This is a genomic window from Streptomyces sp. NBC_01476, assembly GCF_036227265.1.
In the GTDB taxonomy this organism is placed as follows: Bacteria; Actinomycetota; Actinomycetes; order Streptomycetales; family Streptomycetaceae; genus Actinacidiphila.
Genome location: NZ_CP109446.1, coordinates 97,130 through 117,492, shown reverse-complemented (window position 1 = coordinate 117,492; position 20,363 = coordinate 97,130). Strand labels below are relative to the sequence as shown.

Genomic DNA, 20,363 nt, shown 5'->3' with positions numbered 1-20,363 from the left:
TGAGGGTGCAAGCCGCCTGGACGGCAGGCGCGTTCACGAGGCCGGCGCCGGCACCGGAACGGCCCAGTGACCGACCAGCGACGCGTACGCCGGGCTGGCGGTGAGGAGTTCGGCGTGCGTGCCGAGGGCCGGGCTGCCGCCGTCCAGGAAGAGGATCCGCCGGGCACGGGCCGCGGTGGTGAGGCGGTGGGCGATCACGATCAGGGTGCCGGGCCTGGCCGCGAACGCGGCTTCGGCCACCGCCTCGGCGGCCATGTCGAGGTGGCAGGTGGCCTCGTCCAGGACGATCACGCGCGCCGGGGACGCGTACATCCGAGCCAGGGCGATCAGTTGGCGCTCCCCGGCGGACAAGGTGCGGGCCGGGTCGGCCAGTTCGGCGGCGTGACCGCCCAGCCGGGCGACAAGCTCCTGCGCCCCGACCGCCGCGACGGCCCGGTCAAGCGCGGCGGTGCCGAGTTCCGGCGCGAGGTAGCGCAGGTTCTCCCCGACCGTGCCCGGGAAGACGTAAGCCTCCTGGGGCAGCAGGGCGATCGGGCCGACGCGGACCGGGCGCCCGCCGAGGGTCACGGACCCGGCCAGCGGGGTCTCGATCCCGGCGAGCAGCCCCGCCAGCGTGGACTTGCCGATGCCGCTCGGCCCCACCACGGCGAGGTGGTCGCCGTCCGGGACCGTCACATTCAGCCCTCGCAGCACCGGCTCGGCGTGCGGCCCGTACACGAAGGTCAGGTCACGCACCACCAGGTCGCCCGCACCCTCCTCCGCGGCGCACAGCACACCGGGCGCGGGTTCCTCCGGCTCCTCGGGCACCGCAGAGGCAGCGGCCAGCCGAGCGGACAGTACGCGCAACTGGCTCCAGTAACCCGCCACCGAGCCGGTCATCAGCTGGAGGGCCGGGATCAGGTACGCGGTGACGTACAGGATCGCGCCGACCACCACACCGGGCCGGACGGCGCCCCGCTCCACCAGCGCGGGACCCGCCAACAGCATCAGCAGGACCGGGAGTTGACCGCCGATCAGCAGCACCGGCACACGGACGGCCGCTGCCCGGGCGACGGACAGGGCCGCCGCCGTCGAAACGTCCGCGGCCCGCCGCACGTCGGCCACGGCCTGTTCCTCGGCGCCCAGAGCGGTCAGATCCCGCCCGGCCGCCAGCACAGCTCCCGTGGTAGCGGCGACCTGCTCCTCGGCGATCAGGTAGTCCCGCCGGCGCCGCGTCAGCGCGCGCATGCTCAGCAGGAAGACCGCCAGTGCCGCGGCCAGCGGCAGCGCGACCAGCCCCGCGAGCAGCGGATCGAGGGCGGTGAGCCCGGTGAGCGCGGCGACCAGGGTCACCGCCAGCGGGCGGGCGGTGCGCAGGATCGCGCCGACGATGCCGCGCACGCTGTCGACCTGCGTCGTCAGCCGGGAGACGCCGGCCGCGTCCGCGGGACGGGTCCGGTACGCGGCGGCGTGCAGCGTCCCGCGCACGACACGGCGGACCAACTCGTCGCGCAGCGGTTCCACGATCCGGGCGAGCGGCTCGAACACCGCGCGCTCGGCCAGGGCCCGGACCGCGTACAGCCCGCCCAGCAGGATCAGCCAGGCCAGGCCGACCGACGGGCGGCCGGCGAGGAAACCACGGTCGAGTGCCGCGGCCAGCACCCAGCCGGCCGCGAGCGCGGGCGCCGCCTCCACCGCGGACCACACCCCGACCCGCAGCAGCGACCCCCGGGTGCCGCGCAGGGCCTCCCGCAACAGCCGCAGCCCGGACCGGTGTTCGGTGACGTTCATGACGCGGCTCCTTCGACGGCGGCGAAGACCGCCCGGTACGCCGGGTCGGGCCAGAGCGCGGAATGCGGGGCCAGCGCGCGGACCCGGCCGGCCTCCAGCCACAGGACCACGTCGCAGCGGGCGGCGGTGGTGACGCGGTGCGCGACCACCAGACGGGTCCGCCCCGCCAGGGTGGTGGTGACGGCAGCGCCGACCTCGGCCTCGGTGACCGTGTCCAGCCCGGAGGTCGCGTCGTCGAGCACATAGACGCCGGCCTGCCGGGCCAGCGTGCGGGCCAGACCGAGGCGTTGGCGCTCGCCGCCGGACAGGGGCGTGGCCGCGAGCGCGGTGTCGTAACCGTCGGGCAGCCGCCGCACGAACCCGTCGGCGCGGGCGGCCCTGGCGGCACGCTCCACCTCCGCGCGCGGCAGCCCCGGCCGACCGTACGCGATGACGTCGTGCAGCGTGCCACCCACCAGCACCGGCTGCTCGAAGGCGTACGTGACCGCACGCCGCAACTCGGCGGAGGAGAACCGGCGGACGGGCACGCCGTCGAGCAGCACCTCGCCCTCGTCCGGGTCAATGAGCCGGCCGGGCAGCCCGGCGAGCAGGCTCTTGCCCGCGGCCGTGCGGCCGACCAGCGCGATCGAGGCACCGGCCGGCAGGTCGAGGTCGACGCCGTCGAGCAGCACCGCGTCGTCGCGGCGCACCGTCACCCGGCGCAGGCTCACCGCACCGGGACCGCGGGGAGCGCCGCCCGCGCCGTACCGCAGCGGCGGATACGCGAGCGCCGCGGCGGTCCTGGCCGCCGCCGCGCGGGACTGCGCGAGCCCGAGAATCCCGTCGATCTGCTCCACCGCCTGGAAGGAGAGCTGCAAGTACCCAGCGACGGCGACCAGTTGGCCCGCGGTCAGCCGGCCGTCACTCACGCCGAAGCCCGCGACCCCGAGCACCAGCGCCTCGGTCAGCGACATCAGCAGGCCGAACTGCCAGATCGTGCCGCGCTGCAGCCGCCACATCCGCCACCCGGCGGCCGACACCTCGGGCAGCGGCGCCAGCACGCGTGCGGTCTCGGCGTTCAGCGTGTCCGAGGCGCGGATGGTCCGGGCACCGGCGAGAGCGGTGAGCAGGCGGGTCGCGACGGCGCCCTGGGCCGCCAGGTAGTCGGCGTGCGCCTCGGTGACCTGGCCGACGAACCGCCGGGCGACCAGCACGGTGGCCGGCGTCGCGAGGGTGAAGGCGAGCCCGGACGGCCAGTCGAGGATCCACAGCCAGCACAGTGCGGCGAGCGACCCCGCCACCGTCACCGCCCACTGGGCGAAGGCGGCGGGCAGCGCGCCTGCCTGGGAGGCGGCCTGTACGACCCGGGTGACCGCCTCCCCGGCCGGGAGCGGCGGCCTGGTCCCCAGACCCACGAGGTGCCCCACGGTCCGCATCCGCAGCCAGCGCGCGCCGTACGCCGCGCAGGCGGTGCCCAGCGGCGCCATGACGGATTCGCAGACGGCGCCCAGCGTCACGACCGCCGCCCAGGCGACCGCCGGGCCGGCGGCGCCCGAGCCGCGCAGCACCGCGTCGACAGCGGTCGCGAGCAGCGCGGGTGCGGCGAGCCCGGTCGCGGTGCTCACGAGCAGCAGGGTGGCGAGGAGGATGAGCCGGCCGCGGGTGGTGCGGGCGGCGCCGCGCAGCAGGGAGCCGGCGGAGGGGGGCGGGGGAGTGGGTGCGGGGGCGGGTGCCGGTCCGGGGGCGGGCTCGGGTTCCGGGCTGGGAGCTGGGTTGGGTGCTGCGCGGACATCAGCCATGGCCGGCCGCCTCCACCCGTTCCGCAGTACGGTCCTGGCGCTGCCCGCGGTTCTGGTCCGGCGCGTGTCCCTGTGCCACCGTGCCGGTCTCCTCCGGCGCAGGGTCGTTCAGCGGTGCGCGCTCGTTCAGTGGTGCGTGGTCGTTCAGCGGTGCGCGGCCGTCCCGCGCGGCCCGGCCCTCTGCGAGTACGCGTGCCGCGACCCGCAGGATGACGGGCAGTCCGGGCATGGCCGCGGCGCTGGCGGCGCCGAGGTGGACGGACAGCCCGGGTCCCATGGGCACGACGTGATACCCGTCGTCGGCCAGGCACTGGAGGTTGCGCCGGACGGCGGGGCGGGCGAGCGCGTTCTCCGGGATGCTCGGGGCGATCAGTACCGGGGCCGCCGTGCAGAGCACCGTGGTCAGGGCCAGGCTGTCGGACATGCCGGCCGCGGCCTTCGCGACGAAGTTCGTCGTGGCCGGGGCGACGACGACCAGATCGGGCCACTCCGCCAGCTCCTGGTGCGGCACGACGCCCTGCTCCGTCCCCCAGCCGGGGCCGGCGACCGGCGCCTGGGTCACCGCGGCGAGCGCCTCCCGGGAGACGAGCCGGTCCGCGGAGTACGTCAGGCACACGCGCACCGACCAGCCGTACTGGACACGCAGCAGCATCGCCCACTCGGGCAGCGCGGTGACGCCGATCGCGCCGGAGGCGACGAGGAGCACCCGGCCCCGGTCGAGGGTGATCCGCGGCAGCCGGCGCGAGGCGTCCGGGCGCGCCCGGACCGTTCCGGCCACGTCCTGGGAGTCCGCCACGTCAGTCCTTCCCCGAAGTCCGTACGCCGGGCTCGTCCACGTGCTCGGCGGCCGGGCCGGCCGCGTCAGCCGTGTCATACGCCGGTTCACGCCGGACTCCCCGACCCGCTCGGGCGGGCTGAGCCGACAGACGCGCGCGGAAGGGGAGCAGGACCACTCCGTCCGCGGTGTACGCCGTCTTGTTCACCGCGGCCCCCCGAGAAGGGAGCCGCTCACGGTGCGGGCAGGGCGGCCACGCCCACCGGGCGCGGGCGGCACCTGCGGCATGCCGGGTTCGAACTCCATCGTGGATCTCCCCTCCGTCGTTCCGGTCGGCCCTGGCGTCCGACCCGTCCACACTGCCCGGGAAGCAGCGGGGGAGCATTGGGGAAAACCCTCAACTGCCGTAAGGCACGCCCCCGATGAGACAGCCGCGGCCCGCGAACCGCCCGGCGAGCAGGAGATGCGCTCCGGCAGCGCCGGTCTGGACGAACACCCCCGCGTCTGATCGCATGTCCGGGTGCGCACCTCACCCCCTCGCGTCGCCGTCGTCACCGGAGCCGGCCGGGGCCTCGGACTCGCCATCGCCCGGCAACTCGCCCAAGGCGGTGACGTCCACGTCTTCCTCACCGCCCGCCGCCACGCCGCCGCGGAGAAGGCAGCCGCGGAACTGGTCGGTACCGGCCTGCCAGTGACGGGTGCTGAGCTGGACGTCACGGACCCGGCGAGCGTCTTCCGGCTCTTCGCCGACGTCGAACAGACGCACGGACGGCTCGACATCCTCGTCAACAACGCCGGTATCGCGATCGACAGGGGCGCCGTGCCTTCCCAGCCCGACATCGAAGTGTTCCAGGCCACGCTCGACACCAATCTGCTGGGCGCCGTGCGCTGTTCCTCGCGGGCGGTGCCGCTGATGCGCCGGGGCGGCTACGGCCGGATCACCAATGTGAGCAGCCATATGGGGAGCCTCGCTCTGACCGAGGCGGCCAACAGCCCCGCGTACCGGATCTCCAAGGCTGCCCTCAACCAGTTCACACGGGTCCTCGCCGCCGAGACAGCCAACGACGGCATCCTCGTCAACGCCGCTTCGCCGGGGACAGTCGGAACCCGCATGAGCTACGGCCGGGCCGAGTACACGCCCGAGCAAGCCGCGAGCCGCCTGGTAAGGCTCAGCAGGCTCCCCGTCGATGGCCCCACCGGTCGATTCTTCGACGGAGACACCGAACTGCCCTGGTGACGCTCCCTCGCGCTCGCCCTCCCGCGGAACGGCCGGCCGCCTGTTGGTTCACCAAGATCCCCGTATGGTGCGCCTCCGGACAACTCCACCGCACCGGCGGCCTTCGCCATGATCAAGCACCGGCAACCCGTCAGCAGGGTCCCGTGATCGGTAGACCTAGTCGGCTGGGGCCAGCGACGCCAGTGTCGCCAGGGCCTTGGCGGAGGGGGAATCGGGTGCGGCGTGGAGGAAGAGGGCTTCCAGGCCGTCGGCGCCGACGACGGAGAACTTCTCGATCAGCAACTCCAGGTCGCCGACCCGCGGATGGTGGATCAGGAAGTTGCCGGCGCGGGCCGTGCGTACGTCGTGACGGGCCCACAGCCGGCGGAATCTGTCGCTCTTGAGTGACAGCTCACCGATCAGCGCGTGCAGGCGCTCGTCCTCGGTCCGGGTGCCGATCTGGGCGCGCAGGTGGGCCACCGCGATGGCCGTGTACCGCTCCCAGTCGGGATGGTGGCCCTGGGCCGCCGGGTCGGTGAACAGCGCCCTGAGCCGGTTCACGCCCGGCATCATGCCCGGCGAGAGCATCCGGGCCAGCGGATTGGCGGCCAGCACGTCGCTGTACTTGTTGAAGACGATGGCGGGCACGTTGACTGTGGCGAGCAGCAGGCCGAGACCCGCAGGCACGCGCTCTTCGCGCCGGGCGGGGCGACGCTGCGTTCTCGGGCCGGCCAGCGCCATCAGGTACGCGGTGCCCTCCGCGTCCAGCTGGAGCACCCCGGCGATCGCGTCGATCACCTGGGCCGAGGGGCTGCGGTCGCGGCCCTGTTCGAGGCGTACGTAGTACTCGGCGCTGATCCCGGCGAGCATGGCGACCTCCTCGCGGCGCAGGCCGGGCACCCGGCGCAGGCCGTTCCCTGGCGGCAGGCCCACTTCCGCGGGCGTGACCAGCTCTCGCCGCGCGCGCAGGAAATCCCCGAGGTCGTTGTCCATGGGGCAACGCTACGACCCGGCGGCGGTCAGGTGGGTATCCCTCCTACTACCAGGAACACCAGGAGCTGCCGGGCCGCCCGCCTCCTCGCCAGGATCGGGAGTATGACAACGCGCACATGGTTCATCACCGGAGTCAGCAGCGGCTTCGGGCGGGAACTGACCCAGCAGCTTCTCGCACGCGGCGACCGGGTCGCCGGCACGGTCCGGCGGAAGGGCTCGGCCGATGACCTCCGGGCCCGGTACGGCGACCGCTTCTGGCTCGGCCACCTCGATGTCACCGACCTGCCAAGGATCCGCGAGGTCGTGGACGCCGCCTTCGCCGACCTCGGCCGCGTGGACGTGGTGGTCAGCAACGCCGGCTACGGCCTCTTCGGCGCGGCCGAGGAACTCACCGACGAGCAGGTCCAGCACCAGATCGCCACCAACCTGCTCGGTTCGATCCAGACGGCCCGGGCGGCGCTGCCCCACCTGCGCGCCCAGGGCGGCGGGCGTCTGATCCAGCTCTCCTCCGTCGCCGGTCTCGCGGCACACGCGGGCGCCTCGCTCTACCACGCCGGCAAGTGGGGCATCGAGGGCTTCATGGAGGCGCTGGCCCAGGAGGTCGCCCCGTTCGGCATCGAGATCACGCTGGTCGAGCCGGGCGGCGCGTCCACCGCGTTCGCCGGCGGCAGCCTGCGGCTCGGGGAGCCGCTGCCCGCTTACGACGGGACGCCGGCCGCGTTCGTCCGCCAGTTCAAGGAAGCCCCCGTCCCGCTCCGCGGTGACCCGGCGAAGATCGCAGCCCGCATCATCGACAGTGCGGCGCAGCAGCCCGCTCCGCTGCGGCTGGTACTGGGCAGCGACTCGTACCAGGCGGTCACCACAGCCCTGCGCGACCGCCTCGCCCAGGTGGAACCCCAACAGGCCACCGCCGCCGGGACCGACGCCGACTCCTCGGAGCCACCGCCACCTGATCACGGACCGTCGGTCACGACGGCGTGACACGCCATCGTCGGCGGGCAGCGAACGGCGGGCGGCAGGCGTGCGGGCGTGCGGGCAGCGGGCGCCGCCCGCCGGGCGATCGGAAGACGCGGGTACCCACGACGACCTCGCCCCCCGGCACAGACCCCGGCGCCCCGAAGCCCGGCAGAGACATCACCCGGAGGCCCGGCCGGTGCGGGCGAAGACCCCCCGCAGCATCCCGGTGGCCTGGCCCACCTCGATCAGATAGCCGTCAGGATCGCGGAGGTAGCAGCGGATTTCGGCCTCCCGGTCGATCGGCGGGGTGAGGAACTCGGCTCCTTTCGCGGTCCATTCCGCATAGCAGGCGTCGATGTCGGCGACCCGCAGGTTCATGAAGGCGGAGGTGGTACGTGGATCGTCGGGCGGAGCCAGGGTCACGTCGGGTTTGTCTGGTGTCGGGCCGCCGCCCGGGTTCATGATGATCCAGCTGTTGGCGAGCTTGACGGTGCAGGGGTTCTCGGCCAGCACCACTTCCCCGCCGAGCACCTCGCTGTAGAAGCGCCGTGACCGCTCCACGTCACGTACGGTCAGGAACAGTGCGACGAGCAGCCCCTCATCCGGAGCCGGAAAACCGTCCATGCGCGCGCCAGCCTCTCATCTCCGATCGTGCTTCCTCGCGCATCATCGGTTCCGCCGGCCCGGCACCGCGGCGGAACACACCGCCGCCGAAGGCCGTCCACCTGTCCGGTCCAGCGGCCGTGCCACAACGGGAGGGCGCCACCCTCGGACGGGCCCGGCAGGGCATCGCCCCGCCGGGCCCGTCCGGTCAGGTGGCGGCCGGGGCGGGGTCGGTGAAGAGGATCTCGATGGCCGTGTACCGGTCGTCACCGGGCCGCTGCGTCCCGTCGGGAGCGGTGCCCTCCGGGACCGCCCGGCCGGTGGTCCGGCCCCGGACGTAGCCGGGCGGCGGGAAGGACAGCCCCCGGTCCCGGAAAAGCTGCTCCAGATGCCGCTCCCACGCGTCGCGTACGGCCGTGGCCCGTTCCAGACCGGTCCGCCTGGCCTGGTCGACGGCGCGCACGCCGCCGTGGCCGTAGCCGGTGAACCCCACCGTGACGTGGGTGGACCTGCCCTCGGCGGCGCGCTGGTCGAGTTCCGCGGCGAAGTGGTCGGCGCTCTTCCTCAGCCAGTGGGCCTCCTCGCTGCTGAGCGTCTTCTCCTGATGCCCGAAGTACGCCACGTGGTACGGCGGTTGGCCTGCCTCGGCGCGATCCGCGCGGACGCCCTTGCTGTCGTTGCCCGACCGTCCCTCGGAGGAGCCCGCCGCCAGGCTCTCGGTCAGCCGGCGGACGTAGGAGCCGCCACTGCGCGACCGGTCGGACATCTGGATGAACTCGGCCGGCTTGTTGACGGCGGAACGGTCCGTCAGCGGCAGGGGCCGCAGAGAACCGCCGGCCGCCGGGCGGACGTCCGTGCCGACGGTGGTGACGGTGCCGGCCGCGGTGCGGCGGTGCAGCGGGTTGCCGGAACGCTCCTGGCCGTCCGGGCCGATCCACCGGTCGACCGGACCGTCCGAGCCGTCGCCCGGGAGGTGCAGCCGGACCAGGGCTTCGAGGTTGTGGGCGATGTTGCCGGTCAGCCGGACCGGGTCCAGCGCGGCGAAGACGAGTTCCGTCGGAAGCGGCACCTGCGCGTCTTCCGGCACGTCCGGCCGGGTGCGGTGATAGTCCTGGACCGCCTGGACGACGGCGTCGGTGCCGTCGTCCCCCAGCAGACGTGCGGCGCCGGGCCGGGAGGTCGCAGGCAACTCGGCCAGCTCCCCTTCGAACCGTGCGAGTTCGGGCGGCGGCGGGGCGTCCGGGTTCAACTCGCGCACCACCGCGTGATCGGCGCGCAGGGTCTGTACGGCCCAGTCGAGGGCCGCCCGGCGGGTGCCCAGCGCGAGCCGGTCACGGTCCACGGTCAGCGAGATCCCGCGCCCCCAGTCGTTCCTGACCTGGTCGGCAAGGGCCCGGCTGACCGCGATGTCGGCGCGGCCCGCGCTCGCGCCGGGCGCGGCTGCGGCATCCAGGATCAGCGGTGCGAGGTCGACCGGGGTGCGTTCGGCCGCCATCCGCCAGCCACGCCGCTCCTCCCGCATGATCCGGGTCTGCCGGCCGATCCCGGCGCGCATGATCTCCACCTCGTCCCGCGACATCTCCACGTACATCTCGCCGTTGACCGGATCGCTGGTCCAGGAGCGGCCCCGGCTGTCGGAGACGAAGATGTGCTTGCGGTGGTCCTCCGCGTCCAGGTGCACCTGGACGCGCACCCGCACCAGGTAGGTCGGGCCCTGCTCCTTGACGTGCTGCTCCCGCCGGTAGTTGGCGGTGCCCGCCGCACCGTGCGAGGCGGCGGTCGTCCGGTTCTGGGGGGTGGAGCCAGAACCGGTGTCCTGCGGGTGGTGCGGCAGCGGACCGCCGATGTCGTTGCCGCTGCCACCCAGGGCGCCCCGCCAGTGGTCGGTGGAGGCCGAGACACTCGTGCCGCTCTGGTGCTTGATGTAGCGGCCGGCACCGGTGCCGCCCACCTCGCCGAGCACTTCGAGGTGGTAGGCGACACTGCGCAGGTACAGCTCCACGCCGTGCCCCGAGCGGCCGGGCTGGAAGATGTGCCCGGCCAGTTTCACCCGCTCGTTGGGACCCACCCGCCCGAGTACGTTGGTCAGCTGGGTGCGCAGCATCAGGTTCGACAGGGCCAGGCTGCTGCGGAACTTGGTGGGATCCTCGCCGCGCCCGAAGACCTGGGCCATCAGCCGCCGGGCGGCCGGGAGCGCGTCGTCGAGCACCACACCCTGGACGGTCGCGTCGCCCGGTAGCTTGGGCAGGGCCCGCAGATCGGTCGGCATGGACAGGCCGGTCTGCGGACGCGGGTTGAACTCGGCGATGCCCTTGGGCAGATGGAGCAGCGTGGAGCCCTCCGAGACCACCGTGCGGACGGCGCCGAGACCGCGCAGATACCGGAAGGTGCTCACGGCGAGTTCGTTGATCGGCCGGTTCGGCATGTCCACCCGGGTCGCGGTGATGGTGAACCGGTGCGGTACCCGCGCCTCGAACAGGTTGTTCCAGGAGTAGACGGTCTGCTCCGACACCGCGGACTGCGCGTGCGTGACGCCCCGGTGCCGGGTGGTGCCGAACGCGAGCGAGCCGCTGCCGCCGCCGTTCGCCCGCCCGGCGCCGCCCTTGAGGGCCGTGAAACTCTGACCGCCCTCACGTGAGGTGTTCCGGGACGCGTTCACGTAGTGGTGGCCGTAGACCTCAAGACCGGCCTGCGGGCGTTCGTCGATCACCTCGATGCCGGGCAGCAGTTCGGCCTTCACCGTCACCTTCACCACGTCGGTGAGGAACCAGCCCACCTGGTTGGTCAGGTAGAACTCCGCACCGTTGGCCGACAGCAGGTCCTCGTACGCCGCGTCGTCCCGGCCGCGGGCGAACAGCGACTGGAGCGAGTCCACGGCGCTCTGCAGCCGGCCCAGGTGGCGGCCGGAGTTGTTCCACAGGTCCGGCCGGCGGGTCAGCAGACCGGGCGCGGCCTGGTCCACCGCGTCGCGGATCAGGTCCGCGGTGGACCGCCTGCCGTCGTGGTCGATGCTGACGACGTTCGCGTGACCGAGCAGATTCCCGCCCGGGTCCTGCCGCCTGAAGTACTCCGGCAGCGGCAGGGAGGCCAGCGGGTTGGCGTGCGGGTCGAGGGCGAACCCGTCCTCCGGGAAGGCCCGGTGGAACGCGTTGCGGGTCTTCTGCTTCCACACCGTCAGCCGTGTCGGGTCGTTGGCGTCCGGTGTGTTGTGGCGGTCGGCCAACGCCTTTGCGGCCTTGGTCAGATAGTCCGGGACGGGGTGGTGGCGCGCCTCCAGGTCGGTACGGTGCTGGGCGAGCATGCCCGCCACGGTGTTGCCGGGCAGCACCAGTTCGTCGGCCATCCAGCGCTCGATGGCGCTCTTCAACTGGATGTCCGAGACCGGGAGATCCTCGGTCGCGTAGAGCGCGAGCGCCTCGTGCTCCGGCAGCAGATACATCATCTCCCGTTCGCGCACCGCACCTTCGGCGATGTCCCGCGAGGTCCACAGCAGCTTGCCGCGCTTCTCCGACAGCCGGGAGATCTCGAAGTCGGTCCTGGCCCGGTAGAGATACACGTGGGAGAAGCTGAGCTGGATCATCTCCCGTGCACCCTGGACTCCATAACTCTCGGACTCCGAGTGCCCCCAGTGGTGGGTCATGTCGACGCCGCCGCTGCCGCTGATCGTGTCGGCCGCGTTGTGCCCGCCGACGGTGACATCGGCCTGGGCCCAGGTCAGCCCGTGCGAGGACGTCGTCGAGGTGGTGGCCTGGGCCAGCCACAGCTTGATCACGCCCTGCACGAAGGAGTTGGTCGAGGCGCCCATGAAGTCCGACCGGCCGAGCTTCGCCCGCACGTCCACCGCGGCGTGCGTGTCCCGGAACAGCCCGCTGTCGAAGGGCTGATCGGTGAAGAGCGAGCCGTTCGCCGCCTCCTTCAGATGGGCCCGCAGCGAGGCGGTCACCGAGTCCATGACCCGCGCCGCACGTCCCTTCGGCCCGTCCAGATCGGCCAGCAGCCGGCCCAGTTCCTGCCGCATCCCGGTGGTGTCCAGGTGGAAGATCACCGCCTGGTCGAGCACCTTCGCCGGCGTGAACGGCTTGCTTCCGGCCCGGAATCCCTGTGCGCCGTCGCCCAGCGGCAGCACCCGTACGACCGCCGGCTGGTTCGGCACGACCACCGGCTCCGGGTCGCGGCGGCCCGGCTTGATGTGACCGCTGAGGCCGCTGTGCTGGAACTCGATGGTCGCGGTGTACGAACTCGTCACCTTCACCCGCAGGACGTCCCCGGTGCCGTACTCCATCAGCTCGGGCCGGTTGTTGAGGTAGAACACCGAGTCCGAGGCGTTGCGCCCGGCCCCCAGGTTGAAGCCGCCCGCACCACCGAGCAACTGCCGGAAGACGCTCTTCACCCGGAAGTTGAGGGACACGCTGTGACTGCCGGTGACCCCGCTTGAGGCGGTGTCCATGCCCATCGCCAGGTTGGTGACGTGATAGTCCTGCGCGCTGTCGAGGAACTCGTTGGGGCCGGTCCGCCGCGCGGTGAGCGTGATCCGCGCGGTGTCCACGTCGAACTCCATGCCCGCGAAGCCCCGCCGCCGGTGCAGCACCAGGGGCAGGCCGTCCTGGTGCAGCCGGTCGTGGTGCACCCCGAGGCCGTCGTCGAGGAACTTCCTCAGCAGGTCCTCGTTGTCGATCCGGCTGTCGAGCGCGGAGTCCAGGTCCCGCCACGTCGTGCCGCCCAACGGGTTGCGCTGGCCGTCCGGCAGCAGAAAGCCGAACTTCTGCAGCTCGGCGGCGATGCCCTCGTACAGGCTTTGCGAGGTCTCCTCGGGCACCTCGACCAGACCCATGCCGACACCCCGGTACGGCTTGCCGTCGTCCATGTGCGCCGGCAGCGGACGCGGCTTGAGCTGCTCCGCGGAGGGCTGGCTGGTCAGTGCGTCGTTCCGGTACGTCACGGAGGTCTCGGTCGGCAACGGTTCGCGCAGCGACGCGCGGTCCACCGGGAAGTGGTGCTTGAACGCCTCGGGCTCCGGCAGCCGCAGCAGGGCGTGTCCGGTCACGCTCGGGGTGTAGCGCAACTGGTCGGCGCCGTCCGAGCGCAGTGAGATGACCACGTGGTGGGAGAAGGTCGCCCAGTAGCCCGCGGTGGGGCCGGAATAGCGCGGGACCATCACCCACAGTCCGGTCCGCCCGGCGCCGCTGGAGTCGCCGGTGCCCCACGTCGAGGAGAGGCTGAGGCTCAACCCGATGCCGGCATCCGGGTCCTTGAGGGGGAAGGGGGTCACGTCGAGTTCGGCGTTGACCGGGGTCAGCGTGGAGGAGTGGCTGAGCGAGTGGTCGCCACTGGTGCCGTCGATCGCGGTACGCACGTTCTCGATATGGGACTTGGCGCTGGTGGCACCGACCCGGGGCTCGCTGCCCGGTTGCACCCGGGTGCTGTGCACGGCGATCGAGGCGATCATCCCGCCGTCCTCGCCCGGCAGCCGGAAGACGTACCCGGTATCCGAGTTGACCGACTTGTCGAGGAACGACCCCAGGTTCCACAGCCGGTCCACCAGGGTCAGGCGGGCCTTCGAACCCGGCTCCATGGTCACACCGCCCTGCTGCATCTCCCGCACGATGTGGTCGAAGAGGGTGGGCAGCCCGGTCAGCCCGGACGCGAAGTAGTGCTGGGGCAGCCGGTTGCGCACCACCTGCGTGCCGGTGGCCAGCACCTGCTCCGCGGGGGGCTGCTCCAGATACGACTTGGGGACCCACAGCAGCAGCCGCTCGTCGTCGCTGGTCGCGACCTTCCGCTCCCGCCAGTTCAGGTCCCCCGGCGGGCGCAGCCGGACCGTCCAGGTCGGTTCCCAGGAGGTCAGCGTGGCACCGTCGCGGTTGTCCTCGACGTGGCCGCGCTCGGAGTCCGCGGTGTGCGAGGTGGACCGGCCCGACACGTTGGCCGTGCCCGAGACGCCGGCGCCGACCGCCAGCACATGCGCCTGCGTGTTGGGCAGGCCGATTCCCCACTTGGCCGACACCGCGCCGCGGGTCGCGCTCGTCGAGCCACCCTCCCGCTGCACGTGCGCACCGGTCGCGTACGTGGCGTTGACGGTGCCGGTCGCCACGTGTTCAGGACCGTCCGGGTCTCCCGGCACTTCGTCCGGACGGGTCACCGATCCGCCCGGGTTCCGTACCGGCTGGGGCGCGTCGAGGTCGAGCGTCACCAGCGCCTCGACTTTGCCCAGCGGGATCAGCAGACCGTCCTGGCCGGCACCCTCGCGGAGCAGGAAGGGGTAATTGGCCAGCAGCCGGTGCGGCAACTGGGCCCAGTCCTGCTCGGACACCGTGTGTCCGAGCTCGTCGGCGAGATCCCGGAGGGTTTGTACCACCTCGGGCAGGTGCGGCAGACCGGCCTTGGGCACGCCGATCGACCTGAGCCGCTGCATCTGCTCGGCGGGCGGCAGACCCGTCTCGGCCGGGACGGGCTCTTCCTCGTGCGGGAACTTCGGGGTGAGGTGGTCCTGGTCCTGGGCGGGGTGGTGCAGCGGGTCGTGCGGCGGCTGGTGGGACGGATCCCGCAGCGGGTCGCGCCGCTCCTCGATGGGCTTGGACGGCGTCATGTCCGTCGAGAGCAGCGATTGCGGCTGAAACGAACGGTGGGGATGCGGCTCGGGAGCCGGCGGCGTCGGCACCCGCTGCGGAATCGTGGGGGCGATCCCGGTGAGCTCGGCGAGGATGCGGTCGGAGACGGTCATCGGCACCGGCGGTGTGTACGGCTCGGGTTCGAGTTCGGGGGGCAGGTCGAGTGCGTGGGGTTGCCGGCCGTCCGGGGGTGTGACCATGAAGGTGGGGAGCTTGGCCGGCGGGGCGGACCGCTTCTGCTGCGGGGCGCTGAGGTCCGACGTGGTGTGCAGCGGCTCCGGTGCGGGGATCTGCCGGGAGCGGTAGTCCTCGACGAGGGCCTGCGGATCGCCCAGACCCCAGCGCTCCAGCGAGTGCTGGGCGGCGGCGAGCTCCTGGTCGCTCTCCACGCGTACGGTCTCCGGCAGGCGGCCGTCGACCACCGCCTGGCGGGTGTTGTACGCGATCAGGTAGTTCTGCCAGGCGGCGACCCGGCTGGGGGGAAAACCGTCCGGCGCCTTGGCGAGGTTCGGCGTGCTCTGCGCGAGCTCGTCCAGCCGGTGGGCCCACGCGTCGCGCTGGGCCGGGGCGAGGGGGCGCAACGGGGGCTGCGGCGTGGGCTGTTGTTCGTCCCTCTGCTCGGGGGCGGACACCTTGTCTTCCGGGGAGACGGCCTGGTGTTCGGGGCCGAGGGGGAGCGGCTTGATCTCGGGTGCTTGCTGGGTGGGGTTTGGCTCCGGTTCCGGCTCTGGCTCCGGTTCCGGCTCGGACTCGGTGGTGGGGTTCGGCTCGGCTTCGGTGATGGTGATGGTGGGGATGACCGGGGGATGTGCGGCGACTTCGTCGTTCTGCTGGATGGTGGGGAGGGGGTTGGGGGAGGGCTGGACCACGGTGGGGTCGGTGTCCTCCTCGGTGACCTCTGGTTTCTTTTCCTGGGCGGGGGCTTCCTCCTCGGCGGGGGTGGCGTCCTTCTTTTCCGGGGGAGGGGCCAATGTGCCCGCCCTGAGCCCGCGTGGGTCGGGCTTCGGCTCCGGATCGAGGGTCTCGAGAGTGGTGTCAGTGACCGTGATGGTGGGGATGGCCGGCGGTGGTGGGGTGGTGTCGTCGTCCTTGGGGAGTTCCGGCTTCTGCTCCGGTGCGGGGTCCTTCTCCTCGACGACGGGGTCCTTCCGCTCGGGGGCGGGGGTCTTGTCGTCGGTGGTGGTGGGGGTCTTCTGTTCGGAGGCCGGGGGGAGTGGCTTGATCTCGGGTGCTTGCTGGGTGGGGTTTGGTTCCGGCTCTGGCTCCGGTTTCGTCTCTGGTTCCGGCTCGGACTCGGTGGTGAGGTTCGGCTCGGCTTCGGTGATGGTGATGGTCGGGATGACCGGGGGCGGTGCGGCGACCTCGTCGTTCTGCTGGATGGTGGGGAGGGGGTTGGGGGAGGGGTGAACCCCGGTGAGGCCGGTGTCCTCCTCGGTGACCTCTGGCTTCCGTTCCGGGGCGGCGCTTTCCTCTTCCGGCGTGGGGGTCTTGTCGTCGGAGACGGAGTCCTTCTTCTCCGCTGCGGGACCTTTCGGTTCTGTGGGGGTCAACGGCTCCGGCTTCGGCTGTTGCTGGGGCTCAGGCTTAGGTTCTGACTCAGCGTCAGATTGCGTCCTGAGTGTGGTGTCGGTTTCCGTGATGGTGGGGGCGGCCGGCGGCGGGGCGGTGGTGTCGTCGGTCTGCTGGACGGTCGGGAGGGTTCGGGGGGAAGGGTGGGTTGTGGTCTGCCCGGTGCCCTCGCTCTCCTGTTCCGCGGTGGGGTCCTTGCGCCCCGCCGTGGGGTTTTCCTGTTCCGCGGTAGGGGTCTTGTCGTCTTCCGGCAGGGGGGCCTTGTCGTCGGAGACGGAGTCCTTCCGTTCCGGGCCGGGGGCCGGTGGCTGGTCCTTGGGCAGTTGCCGGGTGGGCTCCGGCTCTGGTGCTGACTCGGTGTCAGGGTGTGCTTTGGATGTGGTGTCGGTTTCTGTGATGGTGGGGGCGGCCGGCGGCGGGGCGGTGGTGTCGTCGGTCTGCTGGACGGTAGGGAGGGGGCGCGGGGAGAGCTCGACCGTGGCCGGGTCGGTGTGCTCCGGGATCGCGGTCTCCTCGTCGTGCCCGGTGGTCCGGACGGGCGGCGGGGTGGTGCCCTCGGCGTGCAGCGGGTCTTGGGGGAGCCCGTCGCCTCGCGATCGGCCGTCGCCGGACGCCTCGCTCGACCCCGTCGATGTCTGCTTGCCGGCCGTGGGAGCCGGCGGGGGCGAGGTGCGGGTGTCGCCTGTGCCCTGCGGAGTGGGCTGGCTCTGGCTCTGGGGGATGAGGGGCGGGGGTACGTCGGTGCCGGTACCGAGCGGCTGCCCCTGCTCCTGCTCCTGCTGCTGGTCCTGTTCCTGCTGGTCCTGCTGCTGGTTGTGTTCGGGGTGGGAGAGGTCGCTGGTGGAGGTGCCTTCCCCTGTGGGGTTGCCGTCCTGCGGGGTGGGGGTGGTGTCGGTGCTGCCGCCGCGCAGGAGGAGGGGGTCGCCGTGGTTGGCGATGGTGCCGGCGATGTGGAAGGCCTGGTGCTTGAGGGGTTCGGTGAGGCGGTGCGGCGGGAGCTGTTCGTAGTGGGCGCGGACGGTGTCGGCGTCGACGTGCGGGCCGGGGTGGCCGAGCCTGGCCAGTTCGGAGTTGACCCCGTGGACGAGTTCCGAGTGCCGGCCCGGGTCCAGCGGCGGCGCGGGCACCTGCCGGCCACCACCGCCCTCCCCGCCTTCCCCGCCCGCGGGGACGTGCCCCCCGGTGTCCCGTACCACCGGCGGCGGTGAGGGGACGTGCAGGTCACTGCTGTCCGTCGTCGGCAGACGCACACCACCACCGGCACCCTCGAAACCGTCGACACCGTTGCCGTTGGTGTGGGTGTTGGTGTGGGTGTGGTCCGGTGCGAGCAGGTCGAAGGTGTTCTTGCCGAGCCCGGACACCGGGACGCCGGAGGGGCTCTCGGTGTACGGCGGCAGATCCTCACCTCCCGACCCGCCTCCGCCCGTAAAGCCGGTCCCGAAGCCGGTCCCGAGGGTGCCGGTCTTCCCGTCAGGACCGGGCCCGGGTGCGGGGGTTGCTGAGGGTGGTGCCGTGTTCAGGTGCTCCGGTGCCAACCCCCCGGAGGTGAAGGTGAGGTTCTTCAGGGTGAACGCGGTGGACTTCAGCCCCGCCCCGATCGCGGACGCGTTCACATGCAGGGCGTGCCCGACGAGGTGAGCGCCCGCACCGGCGATACCGGTCTCGACACTGGTGGTGAACCTGCCGGTGGTCGCCAGATTGTAGAAACCCTCAGCGAGATTCTGCTGCGCCGCGGACACCGACACCATCGCACCGTGGAAAGCGAACTTACGGCCCCAGTCCGTCCCCACAGTCCCCGCCACCCCCGTGGACAGCGCCCGCCGCACCCCCTGGTACTCCCGTGGCAGTGTCGACAGTGCGTGATCCAGATCCCTGGCCAGGTTCTTGCGGCCCATCCCCGCCAGGAACGTCTCCGCCCAGTGCTCCCCGATCCCCCGCGCCGTATCCGCGTCCAGACCCCGCAGATCCCGCGCGAACACCTCCCCGACCGCCTCCCGGAACGTATCCCGCGTGGCACCGCTGATCCCGGAGAACGCCGTCCCGTCCACCAGCCTCCCCGTCAGGTCCGCGACATCCCGCGCAAACCCCGGCCCCGGCCCCGGCCCGAACTCACCGAAGTCCCCGAACCCCCTCCCACCGACCCCGCCGACCCCGCCGGGCCCGAAGTCGTCGAAGCGCGTCCCGCCGGGCCCGCCCGGGCCGCCCCCCGGCCCGGTGTCCCGCGGACCCCTCGGCGGTGGCAGCACATGGTCCCCGTCCCGCCCCGCGCCCTTCCCGCCGACCGTCAGCAGATCCCCCGCCGCGTCCCTTCCCACCGGCCCCCCCGGCCCGAAGGACCCCTTGCCTCCCGGCGGCGGCGTCTTCAGGTCCCGGCTGATGTTCTTGAACAGGTCCTTCGCGGTGTTGCGGCCGATACCGCTGCCGACCGCTTTTGCGAACGCCCCGCCCAGGAACGGGATGAACGGTGACAGCGCCCCCTGCACCGCACCGAACCCCACCGCCTGCCGCAGGAAATCCCCCCCGTGCGACGTCCTCTCCCCGTCGTTTGCCAGCGACCACCGCACCAGCACATCCATCGCCGCACCCAGACCGATGTTCAGCGCCATGTGCTCAGCGATCAACGCGATCACCCGCAGGATCGTGCTCCGCATGATCACCCGGTACAGGGCCCGCAGGAACGACTGCTCCACCAGCGCCTCGATCGGATTGAAGATCGCCAGGATCAGCGTGATCGCCCACTCGACCAGGAACTGCACCACCTGCGCGATGATCATCCGGTTCATGTAATCGACCTGATACGCCGACTCATGCCCGAAATCCGCCATATTCGCGGCAGTGTCCTTCAGATTCTTGATCGCATCCGCACCGTCCCCCGACGCGAACGTCTTCATCGCCTCGACGTAGTCCCGGCTCCACTTCCCGTCGACCGCACCCCCCACCGAGTTCGCCACCCGCGCGATCTCGTTCTGCAACTCCCCCAACGCCCCCACCAGAGCCGCGTTCGGCTGCTCCACCGCCGCCCGGATCGCCGACGCCTTCGCCCGCGGAACATGCATCCCGGTCAACGCCACCACCACACCGTCGATGAACGGGTCAACAGCCACAGCCACCTTCTCCATCACGGCCGGGCGGGCCGGCGGGGCCCGCGAACGGGTTGAGCGGTTACTGCCGACGCCCCCGGAAACCGCTTCTGACGAGTCGTCCTGCGAGGCCGGAGGGAGCGCCAGGGCGCCGACCGCCTCGGCGGAGTCGACCCGCCGTCACGGAGTCCGAGGCGGGCGAGCCGGCGAGCCCGAGCAGCCGTCAGCCGCTGCCGCCGCCGGTGCACGTCCGGATCGGAATTCACTGACCCTATGACCGCCGGCAACCTGAAGGCAATACGTCGTTAACCTGTGCGTTGCACAAGTGCGGGGAAGAGCGGCTCGAAGCCCATTTCGGCGAGGCACCTCCTGATGCCTCGGAGGGCTTGGCCGCGGGCAGCGCGGAATACCCGCGTGCCCGAGTGCCGAACTGCCCTTTTCCTGGCCCGGACCCCGAATGTGCGGCAGGTGCCCGCAGCGTGGGCGGAATTCAGGATCAGTGCGACATGGCCGGGTAATGCGCCCGGAAGCCGCGAGTCGGGCGGATCCGTCACGGGCGACGGCAGGGCAGCGGGCCACCGGCCACGAGCCGGGGCGGACGGCAGGGGTGATGACGCGGCGCCGGGTCGCGTTCCCGCAGGCAACAGGCGTGCCGGGCAAGGCCGTAGCGGCCTGAAGGCTCGTCGGACGGACCTCGTCGCCACGGTGTGCGCCGGCCTGCGTCCGAGGCCCACCGCACCGGCAGCCGACTGTCCGGCGCTGCGAGTCCGTGCACGGCGCCCGGTGGTTACCGCGGCGGCTCCTATTCGTGCCGCACCCGGAAACACCCGGCACCGAGTTGGGGTCTTCGCGATTCCGTGAATCTCTTCCGGACCCGTCCCGTCGCCGGACCCCGCAGAACCGAGGGCGGAATCACGGCGAACATCGCATCCGGGTGTCCCCGCCCGATTGCGACAGGATGGCTGATTCGTATACCTGGGAAGAGGTGAGAAAGGTGGAAGAGGAGGGGGCGGG

8 protein-coding genes are annotated in these 20,363 nt (G+C 72.2%); 2 read left to right on the top strand and 6 right to left on the bottom strand.

Going from position 1 to position 20,363, the window contains the following annotated elements; all coding sequences use genetic code 11:
- Positions 1-33: 33 nt before the first annotated feature.
- The 3 genes from OG552_RS00390 to OG552_RS00380 are packed head-to-tail and all read right to left on the bottom strand — an operon-like array spanning position 34 to position 4,344.
- On the bottom strand, positions 34-1,770 hold the full coding sequence (locus OG552_RS00390) for an ABC transporter ATP-binding protein (RefSeq protein WP_329128547.1): 1,737 nt from the start codon (positions 1,768-1,770) through the stop codon (positions 34-36).
- Positions 1,767-3,548, bottom strand: a complete 1,782-nt coding sequence (locus OG552_RS00385; protein ID WP_329128546.1) for an ABC transporter ATP-binding protein — start codon at positions 3,546-3,548, stop codon at positions 1,767-1,769. The genes OG552_RS00390 and OG552_RS00385 overlap by 4 nt, the downstream gene beginning before the upstream one ends.
- Positions 3,541-4,344: a flavoprotein gene (locus tag OG552_RS00380; protein WP_329128542.1), complete on the bottom strand. Its 804-nt coding sequence runs from the start codon at positions 4,342-4,344 to the stop codon at positions 3,541-3,543. Before OG552_RS00380 ends, OG552_RS00385 begins: the two co-directional genes overlap by 8 nt.
- 499 nt (positions 4,345-4,843) lie before the next feature.
- Here OG552_RS00380 and OG552_RS00375 point away from each other — a divergent pair, with 499 nt between their 5' ends.
- Positions 4,844-5,560, top strand: coding sequence for an SDR family NAD(P)-dependent oxidoreductase (locus tag OG552_RS00375; RefSeq protein ID WP_329128540.1), 717 nt, complete (start codon positions 4,844-4,846; stop codon positions 5,558-5,560).
- Positions 5,561-5,716: 156 nt separating this feature from the next.
- Here the strand turns inward: OG552_RS00375 and OG552_RS00370 are convergent, their stop codons facing one another.
- Positions 5,717-6,532: a helix-turn-helix domain-containing protein gene (locus OG552_RS00370; protein ID WP_329128538.1), complete on the bottom strand. Its 816-nt coding sequence runs from the start codon at positions 6,530-6,532 to the stop codon at positions 5,717-5,719.
- A gap of 102 nt (positions 6,533-6,634) precedes the next feature.
- Here OG552_RS00370 and OG552_RS00365 point away from each other — a divergent pair, with 102 nt between their 5' ends.
- Positions 6,635-7,513: an SDR family oxidoreductase gene (locus tag OG552_RS00365; protein ID WP_329128537.1), complete on the top strand. Its 879-nt coding sequence runs from the start codon at positions 6,635-6,637 to the stop codon at positions 7,511-7,513.
- 153 nt (positions 7,514-7,666) lie between these two features.
- Here the strand turns inward: OG552_RS00365 and OG552_RS00360 are convergent, their stop codons facing one another.
- Together OG552_RS00360 and OG552_RS00355 are read right to left on the bottom strand one after the other, a co-directional pair.
- Positions 7,667-8,113, bottom strand: coding sequence for a VOC family protein (locus tag OG552_RS00360; protein ID WP_329128536.1), 447 nt, complete (start codon positions 8,111-8,113; stop codon positions 7,667-7,669).
- Positions 8,114-8,300: 187 nt separating this feature from the next.
- A complete protein-coding gene (locus tag OG552_RS00355; protein WP_329128535.1) occupies positions 8,301-19,373 on the bottom strand; it encodes a hypothetical protein in 11,073 nt (3,690 codons plus the stop codon).
- Positions 19,374-20,363 lie beyond the last annotated feature (990 nt).